This is a genomic window from Sphaerisporangium sp. NPDC005288 (assembly GCF_040607475.1).
GTDB classification, from domain to species: domain Bacteria; phylum Actinomycetota; class Actinomycetes; order Streptosporangiales; family Streptosporangiaceae; genus Sphaerisporangium; species Sphaerisporangium rhizosphaerae.
Genome location: NZ_JBEXGT010000019.1, coordinates 155,194 through 172,296 on the forward strand (window position 1 = coordinate 155,194; position 17,103 = coordinate 172,296).

14 protein-coding genes are annotated in these 17,103 nt (G+C 72.6%); 9 read left to right on the top strand and 5 right to left on the bottom strand.

The features are described from left to right. Positions 1–75 precede the first annotated feature (75 nt). Positions 76–1,278 (bottom strand): cysteine desulfurase-like protein, encoded by a 1,203-nt coding sequence (locus tag ABZU32_RS19690; RefSeq protein ID WP_354924015.1) that lies wholly within the window; start codon positions 1,276–1,278, stop codon positions 76–78. Between the two features lie 190 nt (positions 1,279–1,468). Then, entirely contained in the window at positions 1,469–2,287 is an 819-nt protein-coding gene (locus tag ABZU32_RS19695; protein ID WP_354924017.1) for a hypothetical protein, read from the bottom strand. A gap of 256 nt (positions 2,288–2,543) precedes the next feature. Here ABZU32_RS19695 and ABZU32_RS19700 point away from each other — a divergent pair, with 256 nt between their 5' ends. From ABZU32_RS19700 to ABZU32_RS19710, 3 genes are all read left to right on the top strand, one after another. Further along, the gene (locus tag ABZU32_RS19700; RefSeq protein WP_354836226.1) at positions 2,544–2,921 is read left to right on the top strand and encodes a hypothetical protein; all 378 of its coding nucleotides are present in this window, start codon (positions 2,544–2,546) and stop codon (positions 2,919–2,921) included. A 42-nt stretch (positions 2,922–2,963) separates the two neighbouring features. Further along, positions 2,964–4,148: a serine hydrolase domain-containing protein gene (locus ABZU32_RS19705; RefSeq protein WP_354924019.1), complete on the top strand. Its 1,185-nt coding sequence runs from the start codon at positions 2,964–2,966 to the stop codon at positions 4,146–4,148. 265 nt (positions 4,149–4,413) lie between these two features. Further along, entirely contained in the window at positions 4,414–5,043 is a 630-nt protein-coding gene (locus tag ABZU32_RS19710; RefSeq protein ID WP_354924021.1) for a Uma2 family endonuclease, read from the top strand. A 197-nt stretch (positions 5,044–5,240) separates the two neighbouring features. Here the strand turns inward: ABZU32_RS19710 and ABZU32_RS19715 are convergent, their stop codons facing one another. After that, positions 5,241–6,260 carry a LacI family DNA-binding transcriptional regulator gene (locus ABZU32_RS19715; RefSeq protein WP_354836222.1) on the bottom strand — a complete coding sequence of 340 codons (1,020 nt, stop codon included), beginning with the start codon at positions 6,258–6,260 and terminating at the stop codon, positions 5,241–5,243. 251 nt (positions 6,261–6,511) lie between these two features. Here ABZU32_RS19715 and ABZU32_RS19720 point away from each other — a divergent pair, with 251 nt between their 5' ends. The 6 genes from ABZU32_RS19720 (at position 6,512) to ABZU32_RS19745 (ending at position 14,640) form a co-directional block, all read left to right on the top strand. Next, positions 6,512–7,945 (top strand): alpha-N-arabinofuranosidase, encoded by a 1,434-nt coding sequence (locus tag ABZU32_RS19720; protein WP_354924041.1) that lies wholly within the window; start codon positions 6,512–6,514, stop codon positions 7,943–7,945. Continuing rightward, positions 7,942–9,282, top strand: a complete 1,341-nt coding sequence (locus tag ABZU32_RS19725) for an extracellular solute-binding protein (protein WP_354924023.1) — start codon at positions 7,942–7,944, stop codon at positions 9,280–9,282. Before ABZU32_RS19720 ends, ABZU32_RS19725 begins: the two co-directional genes overlap by 4 nt. Beyond that, positions 9,279–10,211, top strand: coding sequence for a sugar ABC transporter permease (locus ABZU32_RS19730; protein ID WP_354924025.1), 933 nt, complete (start codon positions 9,279–9,281; stop codon positions 10,209–10,211). Before ABZU32_RS19725 ends, ABZU32_RS19730 begins: the two co-directional genes overlap by 4 nt. After that, entirely contained in the window at positions 10,208–11,047 is an 840-nt protein-coding gene (locus ABZU32_RS19735) for a carbohydrate ABC transporter permease (protein ID WP_354924027.1), read from the top strand. The genes ABZU32_RS19730 and ABZU32_RS19735 overlap by 4 nt, the downstream gene beginning before the upstream one ends. Before the next feature lie 184 nt (positions 11,048–11,231). Next, the gene (locus tag ABZU32_RS19740) at positions 11,232–11,636 is read left to right on the top strand and encodes a hypothetical protein (protein ID WP_354924029.1); all 405 of its coding nucleotides are present in this window, start codon (positions 11,232–11,234) and stop codon (positions 11,634–11,636) included. 4 nt (positions 11,637–11,640) lie between these two features. Beyond that, positions 11,641–14,640 (top strand): caspase family protein, encoded by a 3,000-nt coding sequence (locus ABZU32_RS19745; protein ID WP_354924031.1) that lies wholly within the window; start codon positions 11,641–11,643, stop codon positions 14,638–14,640. Here the strand turns inward: ABZU32_RS19745 and ABZU32_RS19750 are convergent. Beyond that, positions 14,637–16,151, bottom strand: a complete 1,515-nt coding sequence (locus tag ABZU32_RS19750; protein WP_354924033.1) for an MFS transporter — start codon at positions 16,149–16,151, stop codon at positions 14,637–14,639. The genes ABZU32_RS19745 and ABZU32_RS19750 overlap by 4 nt on opposite strands. A 67-nt stretch (positions 16,152–16,218) precedes the next feature. Then, the coding region (locus ABZU32_RS19755) for an acyltransferase family protein (RefSeq protein ID WP_354924035.1) at positions 16,219–17,103 on the bottom strand (885 nt) is incomplete at its 5' end.

Below are 17,103 nucleotides of genomic sequence, written 5' to 3' on the forward strand. Positions count from 1 at the left end.
CGGCCGGTTCGAGCCGGGGGCCGCCGACCGGTCCGCCCGCGCGGATGGGCGCGGGAGGGGGAGAGGCGGGCGAGGTCAGGCGGTCAGGGCGTCGAGGCCGCTGAGGAGGCGGTCGACGTCGGATTCGTCGGTGTAGGGGGCGATGCCGGCGCGGACCGCTCCGGCATCGCCGAGTCCCAGCCATCGGCTGCACTCGAGGGCGTAGAAGCTGCCGGCCGGCGCGTTCACGCCACGCGCCGCGAGGAAGGAGTAGATCTCGGCGGAGTCCACGCCGTCCACCGAGAACAGCGTCGTGGGGGTGCGCCTGCGTCCGGGGGCGCCGTACATGCGCATGCCGGGGATGCGGGCCAGCCCCTTTTCCAGCCGCTCCAGCATGACCTGCTCGTGGTCCTCCAGCGCGGTCAGCGAGCGCACCAGCCGCTCGCGACGGGTGCCCTCGCCGGGGACGAGGCCGGCCAGGAAGTCGACGGCGGCCGTCGTGCCGGCGAGCAGCTCGTAGGGCAGCGTGCCGAGTTCGAAGCGCTCGGGAACGGCGCCCGTCTGCGGCAGGAGCTTGTCGGAGTGGACGCCCTCCAGCAGCCCCGGGTCGGCGGCCAGGACGCCGAGGTGCGGGCCGAGGAACTTGTACGGCGAGCAGGCGTAGAAGTCGGCGCCTAGCGCCCCGATGTCGACCACGCTGTGCGGGGTCAGGTGCACCCCGTCCACGAAGAGCAGCGCCCCGGCGGCGTGCGTGCGCTCGGCGATCGCGGGGACGTCCGGCCGGGTGCCCAGCAGGTTGGACGCGCCGGTGACGGCGACGAGCCTGGTGCGCGGGCCGAGCAGCCCGGCGACCGCCTCCACGTCCAGCTCGCCGCTCTCGCGGTCGAACTCGGCCCACCGCACCGTGACCCCGCGCGCCTCGGCGGCGTGCACCCAGGGCCGGATGTCGGCGTCGTGGTCGAGCCGGCTGACCACGACCTCGTCGCCGGGGTTCCAGTCCTTGGCCAGCGCGCGGGCCAGGTCGTAGGTGAGCTGGGTCATGCTGCGGCCGAACACGATGCCCGCCGGCACGCCCGCGAGCAGGTCGGCCATCGCGCTCCGCGCGTCCAGGACGATCTGGTCGGCGCGGACCTCGGCGGCGGTCACCGACCCCCGGTTGGCCACGGCGGCCGTCAGCGCGCCGGCCACCGCGTCGGCCACGGCGTCGGGCACCTGCGTGCCGCCAGGCCCGTCGAAGTGCGCCGCCCCTTCCTTCAGTGCCGGGAACCGCTCTCGCACCGCCGCGACGTCGTACGTCACCAGACCTCCACTGTCGTCATTGAAACGACCTTTTCGCAGCGTGCGGCGTTTGCCAAGTTCGTGACGGCGGGCGTCCGGCGCGTGACGCAAAGCCGCCCGTGCGTGACGCAAAGCCGCCGGTGCGTGACGGGAAGCCGCCCGCACGGAAGCGAGACGGGAGCGGGGGCGGAGCCGGGGAGGAAGGGGCCGGTCAGGCGACGAGCTTGGAGGCGGCCGTCCAGGTGTTGCAGGAACGCGGGTCGCGGGAGGCGTGCCCCCTGTCGAGCCAGCGGGCGATGCTCGCGCCCCTGCCCTGCCGTCCCGGCTTCTTGCCCTCGTCGCCGTTGTCCTTCATCAGCTCCAGCAGGGCCCGCCAGCTCTCGGCCTCGCGCGCCGCGGTCTTCCAGGTGGCGCCGAGGAAGATCCCGGCCAGGCATTTCGACTGCAGTGAGTACCGGCGGAACTGTTCGTTCAGCTCGGTCTTGGAGGAGTACGGGATCGCCTCGAACGCCTTGCCGATGCCGGTGAGCCGCTGCAGGTGGTAGGCGTACACGCCGGCGACGAGCTGGAAGTGGAAGATCTCGCGGGTGCGCAGGTAGTCCTTGTCCGCGAGCACCGCGCCGGTCGAGGTCTCGTCGCAGTACGACCCGGCCTGGTCCTTGCCCCAGGCGTCGCCGCAGAAGCGGGCGCCCTTGGTGAGCACGACCAGCTTGGCGGGGGTGAAGGGCAGCCCCGCCTTGCGGAAGTAGCCCTCCCACGCCGTGTTCATGCACCCCCACAACGCCTGGAGCGTCTTCGCGGCGGCCTTGGCGTCGGCCGTGCTGAGCGCGCCCTTCCGGCACCCGAAGACGGGCAGGGCGCCGCTCTTGTACAGCTTGTTGGCCGTCAGCGCCGGCGCGTTCTTGACGGGATAAGCGGCGGAGGCCCGCGCGGCGGACAGGACGACGGCGGCGGAGGCCGGCGCGGCGGGCAACGGGACGACCGCGGCCACAAGTGCCGTGACGACCGTCGCGACCAGAGGTCTCCCCATGACCACCAGACGCTAGCCCAGCGAGTGACCTCGATCAATGCGCATGCCAAAGCGTGATGAAGCTCGCTCGCCCGGCCACGCGGCGACTCGGCCGACGGTGAAACCTTGTCTTCCTCGTTGACGAGGTTGGTCCGTCTCCACTAGCTTCGTCTCTGCCAGAGACGATGTTCTGCCGGTCACCGCCCGGGCGAAGATCCCGCCGCGGCATGGTAGTAATGAGACCCCGAAGGAGGCCGGACGGACGAGTTGGTGCGCCATGACCGAGCGATTCCTCGGCGTCGTGGGCATCGGCGAGGCGCTGGGAGTGAGCCGGCACGCGGTGCACAAGTGGCGCTCCCGCTATCCCGGCGATTCCACCCATCCTTTCCCCGAGCCCGACGTCGAGGTCGACGGGGCTCCCGGCTGGCGTCCTGACCGGCTCGCGGAGATCGTGCGGTGGCGCGACGGCCTGCCCGGCCGCGGTGCGGGCGGAGGCCGCCCGTCCGCCGCGCGCCAGGAGTACTTCAGGGCGGCGGCGGCGCACGGCCTGGACCGCGACGAGGCGACGCGCGCGCTCGTCACCTTCACCGAAGAGTTCCCCGAGATGACCGAGCCGGAGATCTGCGCCTGGCTCATCGAGAAGTGGCGCAGGTAACCACTCCCCGGCCACCCCCAGCGAGACGGAAGGCGATGACGCATGCCCGAAATGAGCGGACAGACCGCACCGGGATTCGAAGGAGTGCGCGAGGCGTTCGCGGCCAACCTGGCCGGCGGGCAGGAGGTGGGCGCGGCGGTCGGCGTCTACCTGCACGGCCGCAAGGTCGTCGACCTGTGGGGCGGCGTCGCCGACCCCGAGACCGGCCGCCGCTGGGAGCGCGACACCCTCCAGGTGGTGTTCTCCACCACCAAGGGGATCACCGCCGCCTGCGCGCACCTACTGGCCCAGCGTGGCGAACTGGACCTGGACGCGCCCGTCGCCGAGTACTGGCCGGAGTTCGCGGCGAACGGCAAAGAGCGCATCCCCGTCCGATGGCTGCTCACCCACCAGGCCGGGCTACCTGCGCTCGACCGCCCGATCACCCCGGCCGAGGCGATCGCCTGGGAGCCGATGGTGACCGCCCTGGCCGCCCAGCGCCCGTTCTGGGAGCCGGGAACCGACCACGGCTACCACGGGCACACCTACGGCTGGCTGGTCGGCGAGGTCGTCCGCCGGGTGACCGGCCGCAGCATCGGCACGTTCCTCGCCGAGGAGATCGCCGCGCCGCTCGGCCTGGACCTGTGGATCGGGCTGCCGGAGTCCGAGCGGCGCCGGGTGAGCCGGATCATCGCCCCCTCCTACGACCTGGACGCGCTGGCCGCCGTCGATCTGGACTCCCTGCCGGAGTCCGCGCGCGAGGTGATGAGGGCCTACACCGACCCCACGTCGCTGACCATGCGGGCGATGACCGTCATCACGCCGATGCCGAACCACGACGAGCCCGCCGAGCAGGCCGCCGAGATGCCCTCGACCAACGGCATCTGCACCGCCCGCGCGCTGGCCCGCTTCTACGCCGCGCTCATCGGCGAGGTCGACGGGCACCGCATCCTCTCGCCCGAGACCCTGGCCGCGGCGACCAAGGAACAGGCCGATGGCCTCGACCGCGTCCTGCGCGTGCCCGTCCGCCTCGGCACCGGTTTCGGCCTGCCGACGCCCGACGCCTTCTGGTACAGCCCGACCGCCTTCGGGTTCCCCGGCTACGGCGGGTCGCTGGGCTTCGCCGACCCGGCGACCGGCCTGGCCTTCGGCTACGTCATGAACCACATCCAGGAAGGCGTGCCGGACCTGAGAGCCGCCACCCTCCTCGACGCCGTCCGAACCGCCATCAAGGCACAGGCCGGATAGCCCCGGAGCGCTCGCGGGCTCCGCGCGGCGCCGAGGCCATGAGGCGGGGATCATGCTCTCCCCGACCATCAGACGGTAGGAGGCGCGGACCTTCTGGACGGGATGGTCGAGGGGCCGTCGAGGCATCTGGGGGACCGGTTCCGAAGTCGGTCCACGATGACCTGGTCGTGACGCTACGATTACCGAGGGTCATGCCGGAACCTGGTGTGCCGGTTGGCCCGTGCCCTGTGGGCGGTGCACACTGGACGGTGTGGAAGGAGATCCGATGAGCGCGCTCCCCTTGGCCGAGGGATGGCCGGGGCCATCGGCAGAGCGGGCTCATCTGGTGATGCTTCCCGACCACCCCGGCCCGTACACCGTCGACGACTGGCTCGCGCTTCCGCAGACCGAGGAGCGCATCGAGCTCATCGACGGGAGTTTCGTGGTGAGTCCTGCCCCCGCGGCCGACCACGCGCTGTGCGCCCAGCGGCTGGTGCGCGTCCTCCTCGACGCCGCGCCGCATGACGTGGAGGTGGTCGAGAGTCCGAACGTGCAGGTCGGCAAAGAGGGGTTCATCCCCGACGTGGTGGTCGCCCGGGCGGAGCCGATCGTCGCCGGGGCCGTGGTGCTCGACTGTGACGATGTGCTGATGGTCGTCGAGATCGTCAGCCCCGGCAACAGGAAGCGCGACTACGTCGTCAAGCCGCCCTCCTACGCCGAGGCCGGGGTGCCGGTCTTCCTGCGCGTCGAGCTCCACGCGGAGGGGCCCATGCCGCTGGTCGAGGCGTTCGCCGAGCGTGGCGGAGAGTACGAACCCCTCGCCACCGCCCGCGCCGGGCAGACCCTGGTGCTGACCGACCCGTTCGAGGTGCGCCTGGACCCGGCCGAGCTCACAGGCCCCCGGCGTCCCCGCTAGCGATGACCGGATTCGCCGGGTCTCCGCCGCAAACGGCGCCGGCGTTCGCCGTACACCGTCCCGCCGACGCGGCGCCGTCAGGAGGGGGGCCGTCGGACGGACGAAGCTTCGCTCATCAGATGATCAACTCAAGGGGCGAACTTCCGGCTTCGCTTATCGGCTGATCAACTCAAGGGGCGGACTTCCGGCCCGGGGGGTCAGGGCCTCGCGGGGGAGGTGCTTTCTCTGATCATGAGGTGGTAGGAGGCGCGGACCTCCTGGACGGGGTGGTCGAGGGGGCCGTCGAGGCGGCGTTTGAGCAGGTCGACGGCCACGCGGGCCAGCTCGTCCTTGTCGGGGGCGACCGTGGTGAGGGTCGGGGTGCTGAACCGGCCGTCCTCGATGTCGTCCACCCCGGCGACCGCGATGTCCTGCGGGACGCGCAGGCCGGCCGACAGGATGGCCCGCATCGCGCCGAGGGCCAGCAGGTCGTTGAAGCAGAACACCGCGTCCGGCCGGTCGGGGGAGTCCAGCAGCGTCTCCATCGCGGCGGCGCCTTCCGCCCGGCCGAACCGCTCGACCTCGACGACCGTCTCGGGCAGGCCGTGCGCCGCCATCGCCTCCCGGTAGCCCTCCAGGCGGACCGAGGAGGTGCCGCTCGGGGCGTTCTCCTGGGCGCCGAGCGCGGCGACGCGGGTGCGGCCGAGGCCGATCAGGTGCTCGGTGACCTCGCGCGCCGCGCGCACGTTGTCGATCGCCACGTGGTCGGCGGGGCCGTCGTGGATGCGCTCGCCGAGCAGCACCAGCGCGGTGTCGTCGCTGCGGGCGGCGAGTTCCTCCTTGCCGATGGCGACCGGGCTCAGGATGAGCCCGTCGATGCGGTGGTCGCGCACGCCGTCCAGCACCTGGCGCTCGCGCCCGAGGTCGCCGTCGGTCTGCTCGATGACCACGATCCACCGGTGCTCGGCGGCGGCGGCGATGACGAACCGGGACAGCTCGGCGAAGTACGGCTTGTCGATCTCGGGGAGGCCGAGCGCGATCACCCCGGTGCGGCCCTGGCGCAGGTTGCGGGCGGAGAGGTTCGGGCGGTAGTCCAGCTCCGACAGCGCCCGGTCGACCTTCTCCCGCGTGGCGGCGGAGACGTGCGCGTACCCGTTGACCACGTTGGAGACGGTCTTCACCGACACCCCGGCCAGGCGCGCGACGTCGCGCAGGCTCACTCCCACGGTGCCTCCCACGTGGCCATCCTTCCCCGTCCCCGCTTCGATCTCCGCCTACGACGGTACCGGTCCTATCGCACGTAACAGCACGGTATCGGGGTGTTTGTGCCTGTTTACAACGTTGAAACAACGTTGTACAAATCCACGTACCACTGAACGCGCGATGACAGAGAGGTCGTGCCTTGGCTGCGGCTGCTCATATCTCCCTTGACCCCTCCTTCCGGATCGCCCCGGTGGAGCCGCGGCTGTTCGGCTCGTTCGTCGAGCACATGGGCCGCACGGTCTACTCCGGCGTCTTCGAGCCGGGCCATCCGCTGGCCGACGCCGACGGCGTGCGCACCGACGTGCTGGAGTTGACCCGCGAGCTCGGCGTGACCCTGGTGCGCTACCCCGGGGGCAACTTCGTCTCCAACTACCGGTGGGAGGACGGCGTCGGCCCCGTGGAGGACCGGCCGGCCCGCCTGGACCTCGCCTGGCGCAGCCTGGAGGACAACAGCTTCGGGCTCAACGAGTTCATGGCCTGGGCGGCTAAGGCGGGCGTCGAGCCGATGATGGCGCTCAACCTCGGCACCCGCGGCGTGGCCGAGGCGCTGGAGCTGGTCGAGTACGCCAACTACCCCGGCGGCACCCGCCTGTCGGAGCTGCGCCGCTCGCACGGCGTCGACAAGCCGCACGACGTGCGCCTGTGGTGCCTGGGCAACGAGCTGGACGGGCCGTGGCAGATGGGCCACAAGACCGCCGGCGAGTACGGCCGGCTCGCCGCCGAGACCGCGAGGGCGCTCAAGCGCTTCGACCCCAACCTGTCCCTGGTCGCCTGCGGCAGCTCCAACAGCGGGATGGCGACCTTCGGCTCGTGGGAGGCCGAGGTGCTGGAGGCGACCTACGACATGGTCGACTACATCTCGCTGCACGCCTACTACGACCCGAGTGACGGCGACGCCGACTCCTTCCTGGCCAGCGCGGCCGACATGGACCACATGATCAGATCGATCGCCGCGACCGCCGACCACGTGGGCGCCAAGCTGCGCAGCCGCAAGAAGATCAAGCTGTCGTTCGACGAGTGGAACGTCTGGTACCAGAGCCGCTTCAAGGGAGAGTCGTCCCTGGAGTGGGCCGCCCACCCCCGGCTCATCGAGGACGTCTACGACGTCACCGACGCGGTCGTCGTCGGCAGCCTGCTCATCACGCTGCTGCGCAACGCCGACCGGGTGGGCGTCGCCTGCCAGGCCCAGCTCGCCAACGTCATCGCACCGATCATGACCGAGCCGGGCGGCGCGGCGTGGCGGCAGACGATCTTCCACCCGTTCGCGCTCACCGCCCGGTACGCCCGGGGCGAGGTGCTTCGGGTCGAGCCGGACTCCCCGCTCATCGAGACCGCCAAGTACGGCGAGGTGCCCGCCATCTGGGCGACCGCCACCCACGACCCGGAGACCGGCGAGATCACGCTGTTCGCGGTCAACCGCGACCGCCACGGCGCGCTGCCGCTCGAGATCGCGCTGCCGGGGGACATGCGCGTGGCCGAGCACCTCGAACTGGCCGACGACGACCCCTCCGCGCGCAACACCGCGGCCGCCCCCGAGCGCGTCGTCCCACGTCAAGGCACGGGTGCCGCCCTGGACGGCCGGCGCGCCACGCTTACGCTTCCGCCCGTTTCTTGGACTATTGTCCGCTTTGCTCCCCTCACCGCCAGGAGTGCACGATGACCTCTCCTCTGTCCCGCCGTTCCTTCCTCGGACTGTCCGGCGCCGTCGGGCTGACCGCGACGCTGGCCGCCTGCGGCGGCGGCACCAAGATCGGCGCCGGCGGCGGCGCGCCCGCCTCGGCCGCGCCCACCTTCTCCGGCGGCGAGTACAACGGCCCGAAGGTCACCCTGGAGTTCTGGAACGGCTTCACCGGCGGCGACGGCCCGCACTTCCGGGCCATGCTGGAGGAGTTCAACAAGCAGTACGCCGGCCGCATCGAGGTCCGCAACGTGACCCGGCGCTGGGAGGACCTCTACCCCGCGCTGCCCACCGCCATCGCCGCGAACAAGGGCCCGGACGTGGCGGTCATCCACATCGACTGGATCGGCACCTTCGCCGCCCGCTCGGTGCTCACCCCGCTCGACGACGTCGTGTCCGCCCTCAAGATCAGCGACGCCGACTTCATCCCCGCCATCTGGAACGCCGGCGTCTACGACGGCAAGCGCTACGCCGTCCCGCTGGACGTCCACTGCCTGGGCGACTACTGGAACGCCGGGCACCTGGACAAGATCGGCCTGAAGGACGCGCCCAAGGACAAGGCCTCCTACGAGGACGCACTGGCCGAGCTGGCCAAGGCAGGCGTGGCGCAGCCGTTCTGGATGCCGAACAAGTGGCCGGCCCACCTGATGTTCATGTCGCTTCTGTGGCAGAACGGCGGCGAGCTGTACAGCCAGGACGGCGCCAAGGCCCTGTGGGGCGGCGCCGAGGGCGAGCAGGCGCTGGCCTGGATGATCGAGCAGATCGACAAGGGCCGCAGCCCGGCCAAGGTCGCCATCGACAGCCAGTACGCCGCCTTCAAGAACGACAAGACCAGCTTCACCTGGGACGGCATCTGGCAGATCAACGACCTGAAGACCAACGCCCCGAGCCTGAAGTGGGGCCTGTCCTCGGTGCCCGCCATCGGCGCCACCCCCGCGGTGTGGAGCTCCTCGCACAACTTCGTCATGACCGCGCAGGCGGCGAAGGACGCCAACAAGGTGCAGGCGGCCAAGTTCTTCATCGACCACATCAGCCGCCAGTCCACCGAGTGGGCCAAGGCCGGCATGATCCCCGCCCGCAACTCCGTCCGGCAGGACCCCTCGATCGCCGACCTGCCGCAGATCAAGCTGGCCGAGAACCCCGACGTCTTCCGCTTCCTGCCCGCGCTGCCCGGCGTCGGCGACGTGCAGTCCAAGGCCCTTGAGCTGGCCGTGGCCAAGGCGGTGCTGAAGCAGTCCTCGCCGGCGGACGCGCTGAAGGAGGGCGTGAAGACCGCCGACCAGCTGCTGGCCGACAACAAGCGGAAGTACGGCCGGTGAGCGTGCTCACCCGCTCGCGCGACCTCGCGGGGGCGGCCGCCGCCCCCGCCGGGGCCGCGCGCCGCATGCGCTGGTGGACCCCTTACGCCTTCCTGGCCCCCTACCTGCTGCTGTTCGTGGTCTTCATGGTGCTGCCGATCGGCTTCGGCCTCTACACCAGCCTCCACGAGTGGGACATCAGCCTGCCGGCCAAGCCGTTCGTCGGCCTGGCCAACTACGCCGAGCTGTTCGACCCCGCAAGCGTCGACGGCTCGCGCTTCTGGACGGCGATGCGGGCCACCGGCGTCTTCACCCTGTTCTCGGTGCCCCTGCTCATCCTGCTGCCGCTGTTCGCGGCGCTGCTGATGAACGGGCGCTTCCGCGGGCGCAACCTCTACCGCGCCGTCTACTTCGCCCCCTACGTCCTCGGGGTGGCCGTGGTCGGATTCGTCTGGCGGTACCTGCTGGACGGCAACATCGGCCTGATCAACCACTACCTGGGCCTGGACGTGCAGTGGACCACCGACGTGCCGCCCGCCTGGATCGCCCTCGTCGGGGTCACCGTGTGGTGGACGCTCGGCCTGAACGCCGTCATCTTCCTGGCCGGGCTGCAGGACATCCCGCGTGAGCTGTACGAGGCCGCGATGGTGGACGGCGCGGGGCCGGCGGCCCGCTTCCGGTCGGTGACGCTGCCGGGGCTGCGGCCGGTCATGGTCTTCGTGGTCAACGCCACGATCCTCGCCTCGGCCAACATGTTCGGCCAGTCGTACCTGATCACGGCGGGCGCGCCCGCCGACCAGACCAAGACGGCGATCTACCTCATCGCCGAGACCGGCCTGCGGCGCTTCGACATGGGCAGCGCCTCGGCGATGAGCTTCATCCTCGCCGGGTTCCTCATGTGCGCCAGCGCCCTGGTCTTCGGCGCCTTCCGCGACAGGAGGACCTCGTGACCGCGCCTGCTCCGCGCCGGGTGCGCCGGGCCCTGCTCCACCTGGTGCTGGCCGTCGTCGCCGCGCTCTACATCAGCCCGCTGGTGTACATGGTGCTCACCTCGTTCAAGACCCGCGGGGCCGCGGGGTCCACCGAGCCCCAGTGGATACCGAGTCCGGCGACCCTGGACGCCTACCGGGAGATCCTGAACAGCCCCGACAGCCCGATCTTGACCTGGTTCGCCAACAGCCTGATCGCGGCCGTCGGCCACGCCGCCCTGGTGCTGCTCACCGCGACCCCCGCCGCCTACGCCCTCGCCCGGCTGCGCTTCCGCGGGCGGTCGACGATCTTCGCGGTGATCGTCGCGACGCTGTTCGTGCCGCCGGTGGTGCTGCTCATCCCGAACTTCCTCATCGTCAACGAGCTGTCGTGGGTGGACAGCCTGCCCGCGGTGATCGTGCCCGCGGCGGCGGGCGGCTTCGGGGTGTTCTTCCTGCGGCAGTTCTTCATCACGCTCCCGGCGGAGCTGGAGGAGGCGGCCGAGCTGGACGGGGCCGACCGCTGGCGGATCTTCACCTCGATCGCGCTGCCACTGGCCAAGCCGGCGCTGGTCACGCTGTTCCTGCTGTCGTTCCTGACCAACTGGAACGACTTCCTGTGGCCCATCTACGTGCTGCTCAGCCCCGACTCGCTGACCCTGCCCGCCGGGCTCGGCAACTTCCAGAGCGCCAACACCATCCGCTACGACCTGCTGATGGCCGGCGCGGTGATCGCCAGCCTCCCGGTGATCCTGCTCTACCTGGTCGCCCAGCGCTGGGTCATCGAGGGCATCTCCCGCTCCGGCCTCAAGGGCTGAGCCCCGTCCGGACCTCAGGGCCGGCGCGCGGCCGGGCCTCGATGGCCGAGGCGCGGCCGTCCCCGCCCGTCAAGGGACGCCGCTCCCCGGTCACCTCAAGCGAGGAGGCGCCCACCCCTTGTCAGCGCCGGACGTCCGAGAGGATGATCGTGCCGGGACTGCGGGCTCGGCGGGCGGAGCGCACATGGGCGGCGGCAGCGGGCGGGATGGCGACCTGAGCCTGGCCGTGTTCGTGCTGCCCGACCCCGACGCCGACCCCGAACAGGCGGAACGGCTCGCCCGGCGGCTGCGCGCCGAGATCGCCGAGCTGGACGTCGAGTCGGCCGGCTGGGCTCCCGGCGCGGCGCCCCCGCCCGGCGCGAAGGGCGCCGACCCGGTCGCCATCGGGGCCATCGTGGTGGCGCTGAGCGCGTCCGGCGGCGTCTTCGCCTCCGTCGTGGACACCGTGCGCGACTGGCTCGGCCGCCAGACGGGCCGCCACCGCGTCGTGCTCACCGTCGAGGGCGACACCATCGAGCTGGAGCGCGCGACGGCCGACCAGCAGCGCGACCTCGTCGAGGCATTCCTGCGCCGCCACCCGGACCGTTAGACCCATGAGCCGGCGGCTGGCGCTCGTGATCGCCTGCTACGCGTACCAGGACCCGGGGCTGCGGCGTCTCACCACGCCGGCGCAGGACGCGGAGGCGCTGGCCGCCGTGCTGCGCGATCCGCGGATCGCCGGCTTCGAGGTGACGACGCTGGTCAACGAGCCGCACCACCGGGTGGGCGAGGCCATCGCCGGCCTCTACCGGGACCGGCGGCGGGACGACCTGACGTTGCTGTACTTCACCGGCCACGGGCTCAAGGACGACGCCGGGCGGTTGTTCCTGGCCATGGAGAACACCCGCCGCGACAGCCTGGTCTTCACCGCCCTGTCGGCCGAGCAGGTCGACCAGGCGATGGAGGGGTGTGCCTCGCGGCAGAAGATCCTCATCCTCGACTGCTGCTACAGCGGTGCCTTCCCTCCGGGACGCCTGGCGAAAGGCGACCCGGAGGTGCACTCGCTGGAGCGCTTCAGCGGCCGGGGACGCGCCGTCCTGACCGCCTCCGACGCCACCCAGTACTCCTTCGAGGGCGACCGGCTGCGGGGCGAGGCCGCGCAGTCGGTGTTCACCCGTCACCTGGTGGAGGGCCTGCGAGAGGGCTACGCCGATCTGGACGGGGACGGGGACATCACCGTCGACGAGCTGTACGCCTACGTCCACGAGCGCGTGGTCGAGGAGATGCCCCAGCAGCGGCCCAAGAAGCAGGACGACGTCGAGGGCCGCATCGTCATCGCCCGCAACGTCCACTGGACCCTGCCGCCCCAGCTGGGCGCCGCCCTTCGCAGCCCCATCGCAGCCGACCGGCTCGCCGCGCTCGACGGGCTCGCCCACCTCCATCGCATCGGCAACGACGTCGTCCGGGCCGCCGTCCGGGCCGATGTGGAACGGCTGACGGACGACGACAGCAGGCTCGTCTCCGGCGCGGCGCGGGAGCGGCTGGCGGCGCTCGCCGCACAGCCGCCCGGTCCCGTGGCCCTCGCCGCCGCACCGCGCGGCGCCCCGCCGGTGGCCGGTCCCGCGGCGGGCGCCGCCCAGCCGTCGGGCGGCCCGGCGAAGCGCGGCGGGCGCGCCGGATCACGGTGGGCGCTGCGCCGGTGGCCGGTGGACGCCGTGCGGGGGGTGTGGCGGCACATCGGCGTGGTGGCGGGGGTCCTGGCGGCCGTGGCGGGGGCGGCGCTCGCGGCGGGGGAGGTGGCCTGGCACGGCGGACGCGCGGCGAAGGCCGCGTCCTCCCTGCTCGGTAACGGCTCGTTCTTCTCCGCCGGGCCGGGCCCGGGAGCCGTCCTCGCGTGGTACACCGCCGGCATCGCCCTGGTGGCGACGGCCGGAGCCGTGCTGGCGCTCCTGCCGCGCACCCGGTCGCTCACCGGGCCGGGCGTGCTGGTCGGCGGCGGCGCCGCCGCTCCCTTCGGCCTGGCGTTCTTCGCCGGCGACTTCCGCTGGGCCAACGACTTCGGCGGCCGCCCGTGGGTCGAGATCGTGGGCCACGCGGCCCTGGCGCTGGCGGCGGTGTGCGCGGGACTCGCGCTGTGGCGGCACCCCGAGGCGCGCCTGCGGCTCGGCGCGCCCGGCGACCGGGTCCGGCGGTCGGCGCTCGTGCTGGCGGTGCTCGGGACGCTGGCGCTGCTCGGCCAGCTCGCGGCCGTGGCGGCGGCGCGGCGGGTGGAGGGCGACCTTGAGGTCTGGCTCGCCCCGCTCTGCGCGGCGGTGCCGGCCGCGCTCCTGGTGCCGGCCGGCGCGGTGGCCGCCACCTCGCGCCGGCTCGCGCGGTCCCTGCTCGCGGGGTGGGCGGCGGGCGGCGCGGCCATCCTCGCGAGTGTCTTCGCGCTCGCCTTCGGCCGGGACTCGATCGCGCCGGCTCCGGCCGTCGCCTTCGCCTGCACGCTGGCGCTCCTCGCCTCGGCGGCCCGCTCGTGGCCGGTCGCGGCGGCCGGGCCGGTGCCGCCTCCGCGACGGCACGCACGCGCCCTCCTGCTCATCGTGCCGCTGTTCGCCGTGCTGACCGCGGCGGCGGGGACGGCCGTCGTCGTGCGTTACGACCAGGTGCCCATCCTGATGAGCTCGGTCGCCGTCAGCCCGGACGGCGCACGCCTGTACGCCGTCGGGGACATCACGTTCACCGGCGGGACGCGGATGTGGACGATCGACGCGGCCACCGGGCGCGTCATCGGCGGGCCGGTCGCGCTCGGGAACGGCTACCAGGCCTTCTACCAGGTGGCGCTCACCGTCGACGGCCGCCGCGCCTACGTCACCCGTCAGGACACCGACACCGTCCGGACTGTCGACACCGCGACCGGCGCGGTCGCCGGCCGGCCGATCAGCGTGGGGAAGTGGCCGGCGGGCATCGCCATGGCCGCCGACGGCCGCCGCGCCTACGTCACCAACAGGGCGTCCGACAGCGTCTCGGTGATCGACACCGCCACCGGCGGGACCGTCGGCGACCCCATCCCCGTCGGCGACGAGCCCCTCGGCATCGTCGCCGCTCCCGACGGGCGGCGCGTCTACGTCGCCGACAGCGGGTCCGACCAGGTGTCGGTGATCGACACGGCGACCGGCCGCGCGGGTGCGCCCATCCCCACCGGCGACCGTCCCGGGGGCCTGGCCATCAGCCGGGACGGCGGGCACCTGTACGTCAGCACGGGCGGCATCTGGAATCTCACCGACGAGGGCTTCGAGGTGATCGAGACCGCGACCGGGAAGACGGTGGGGAGGCGGCTGGACGTTGGCCTGCCCACCATGAGCAAGGGCGGTCTGTTCACCGGCTGGTCAGGCGTCGCCGTGAGCCCGAACGGGGGTGAGGTGTACCTCACCGACGGCTGGTCGAACGCGGTCGTCACCGTCGATCTGGCCTACCACCGGGTCCTGCCCGACGCCATCAAGGTCGGCGAGCACGCCACCGCGATCGTGGCGAGCCCGGACGGCCGGTATCTCTATGTCGCGACCGCCGACGGCATCTCGATCGTGGACCTGTCGACCAGGACGAGCGAACTCGTCACCGTCTTCGGCTAGCGCGAGCGCGGACGGGGCGAGGTGCCGGGGCGGTCGCGGGTCTCCTCGATCGGGGTGCAGGGCTGCAGCGGAGGGGCGTCGAGGTTGCACGCGGCCTTGCGGTCGGGGGCGCGCAGCACGTTGGTCCGGATGGTGAGGAAGGTCAGCACGGCGGCGCAGGCCATCATCGCGGCGCTGATCAAGATCGCGGTGCGGAACCCCGCGGTGAAGGCGGTCGCCGAGGTGTAGGCGGCGCCGGTCAGCCCGACCAGCGGGGGGATGGCCGCGACGGCCAGCAGGCCGCCGGTGCGCGCCACCGCGTTGTTGACGCCGCTGGCCACGCCCGCGAACCGCTCCTCGGCCGTGGCCAGCACGGTCGCGGTCAGCGGCGCGACCGCCGCGGACGTGCCGAGGCCGAACAGCACGACCGGCGGCAGCACGTCCAGCAGGTAGGAGGCGCCCGGCCCGATGCGGCTCATCAGGACCAGCCCGCCCGTGCAGAGCAGGATGCCCACCGTCATCGGCAGCCTGGGCCCGATGCGCTTGGCCAGGTCGCCCGCGCGGGGGGACAGAACGAGCATCAGCAGCATGACCGGGAGCATCGCCGTCCCGGAGGCCAGCGGCGAGAACCCGGCGGCGACCTGGAGTTCGACGACCAGCAGGAAGAACACCACGCCCATCGCCGCGTACATGATGAGCGTGACCACGTTGACGGCGGTGAACTCGCGGGAGGCGAACACGCGGACGGGCACCAGCGCCGACACCGCCGCCCCGGCCCGCGAACGGCGGATCTCCAGCACGACGAAGGCGGCGCCCAGCGCGACGCCGGCCAGCGCCGACACCAGCGGGATCGCCGTCCCGCGCTCGATCAGCCCGTAGGTGATCCCGGCCAGGGCCAGCGCGGCGAGCATGGCGCCCAGGATGTCGAAGCGGCCCGCCGACGCCTCGTCCCTGGTCTCGGGCACGTGCCGGACGGCGGTGGCCACGGTGAGAGCGGCGAGCGGCAGGTTGATCAGGAAGACCCAGCGCCAGCCCGCCGTCTCCACCAGCCACCCGCCGAGCAGGGGGCCGACGGCGCCGGCGACGCCGCCCAGGCCCGACCAGGCGCCGACGGCGCGCGGGCGGTCGTCGCGGGCGAAGGACGACTGGATGATGGCCAGTGAGCCCGGGGTGAGGAGCGCCCCGCCGATGCCCTGGAGGCCGCGGGCCAGCACCAGCGTCTGGATGTTGGGCGCCAGCCCGCACAGCGCGGAGGCCAGCGCGAACCAGATGACGCCGATGACGAAGATCTTGCGCCTGCCGTACCGGTCGCCGAGGGAGCCGCCGAGCAGGATCAGCCCGGCCAGGGTGAGGGTGTAGGCGTTCACCGTCCACTGGAGGCCGGAGATCGACGCGCCGAGGTCGTTGCCGAGCCGGGGCAGCGCGACGTTGACCACCGTGCCGTCGAGGAAGGCCATCCCCGAACCCAGCACGGTGGCGAACAGAACCCACCGGCCACTTGGGGATTTGATCCGGATTCCACCCTTTTCCATGGTGCCCATCATGCTCTGCTCTTCAGCGTGCTCCGAACATCCGTCCTGCCCCACCCTGCCCGGGGGCCTAGGTGGTGCGCTTCTGTCGCGAACGCCGGTCCCGGCGCAGGAGCAGTGCGCAGAGCAGAGCGACCAGGACGGCGGGCAGCGGCAGCCAGGACATCCGCTCCAGCAGCCAGCCCGGTGAGTCAGGCGCCACGAGAAGGCCGGGGACGGCGGTGCCGAAGGGCAGCGCGGCCAGCAGGACCACGGTCAGCGCCGTCTGGTGCCACAGGAAGACCGTCATCGCGGACAGGTTGGCCAGGACGACCGCCGCCCACACGCGCGGACGCCGCATGAGGGAGGTCAGCGGCCGGTGCAGCAGCATGGCCAGGCCCACCTGGGCGATCCCGAAGCACACCGCGGCCAGAGTGGGCGGGCTCAGGTTGGACACCCGCGCCCCGGTGACTCCGATCATGCTCGCCGGGTAGCCGAACCCGGTGACCAGGATCACCGTCCCCACCGCCCCGCCCGCCAGCATCGCCGCCGCTCCCCACCCTCCGCCGAGCCCCGGCGCGTCACCGGCCCCGCGGGCGAGGCCGAGGGCGTACGGGACGAGCCAACCGGCGAGCACGTTGGTCCAGGCCGGCCACACGGGGCCGCCCAGGCCGAAGCGGACCACGTCCGTGACCAGCACCAGCACCACCGCCGCGACGGCCACACGGGCGGGCCGCACCCGGACCAGTAACGGAGTGACCGCGGTGAGCAGGCCGTACACGCCGAGGAACCACAGCGGGCCGAGGGCCGGCACGGCCAGAGAGCGCAGCGACCCCGGCGGCACGCCGGCCGCCGCCAGCAGGACCAGCAGCCCGGCCCATACCGCGAGCAGCGGCCCGGCCGGGACGAGCAGCCGGCGCAGGCGCAGGCGGACCCACTCCCCGGCGGGGGGGGGCGCGCGCGCCCCCCCCCCCCC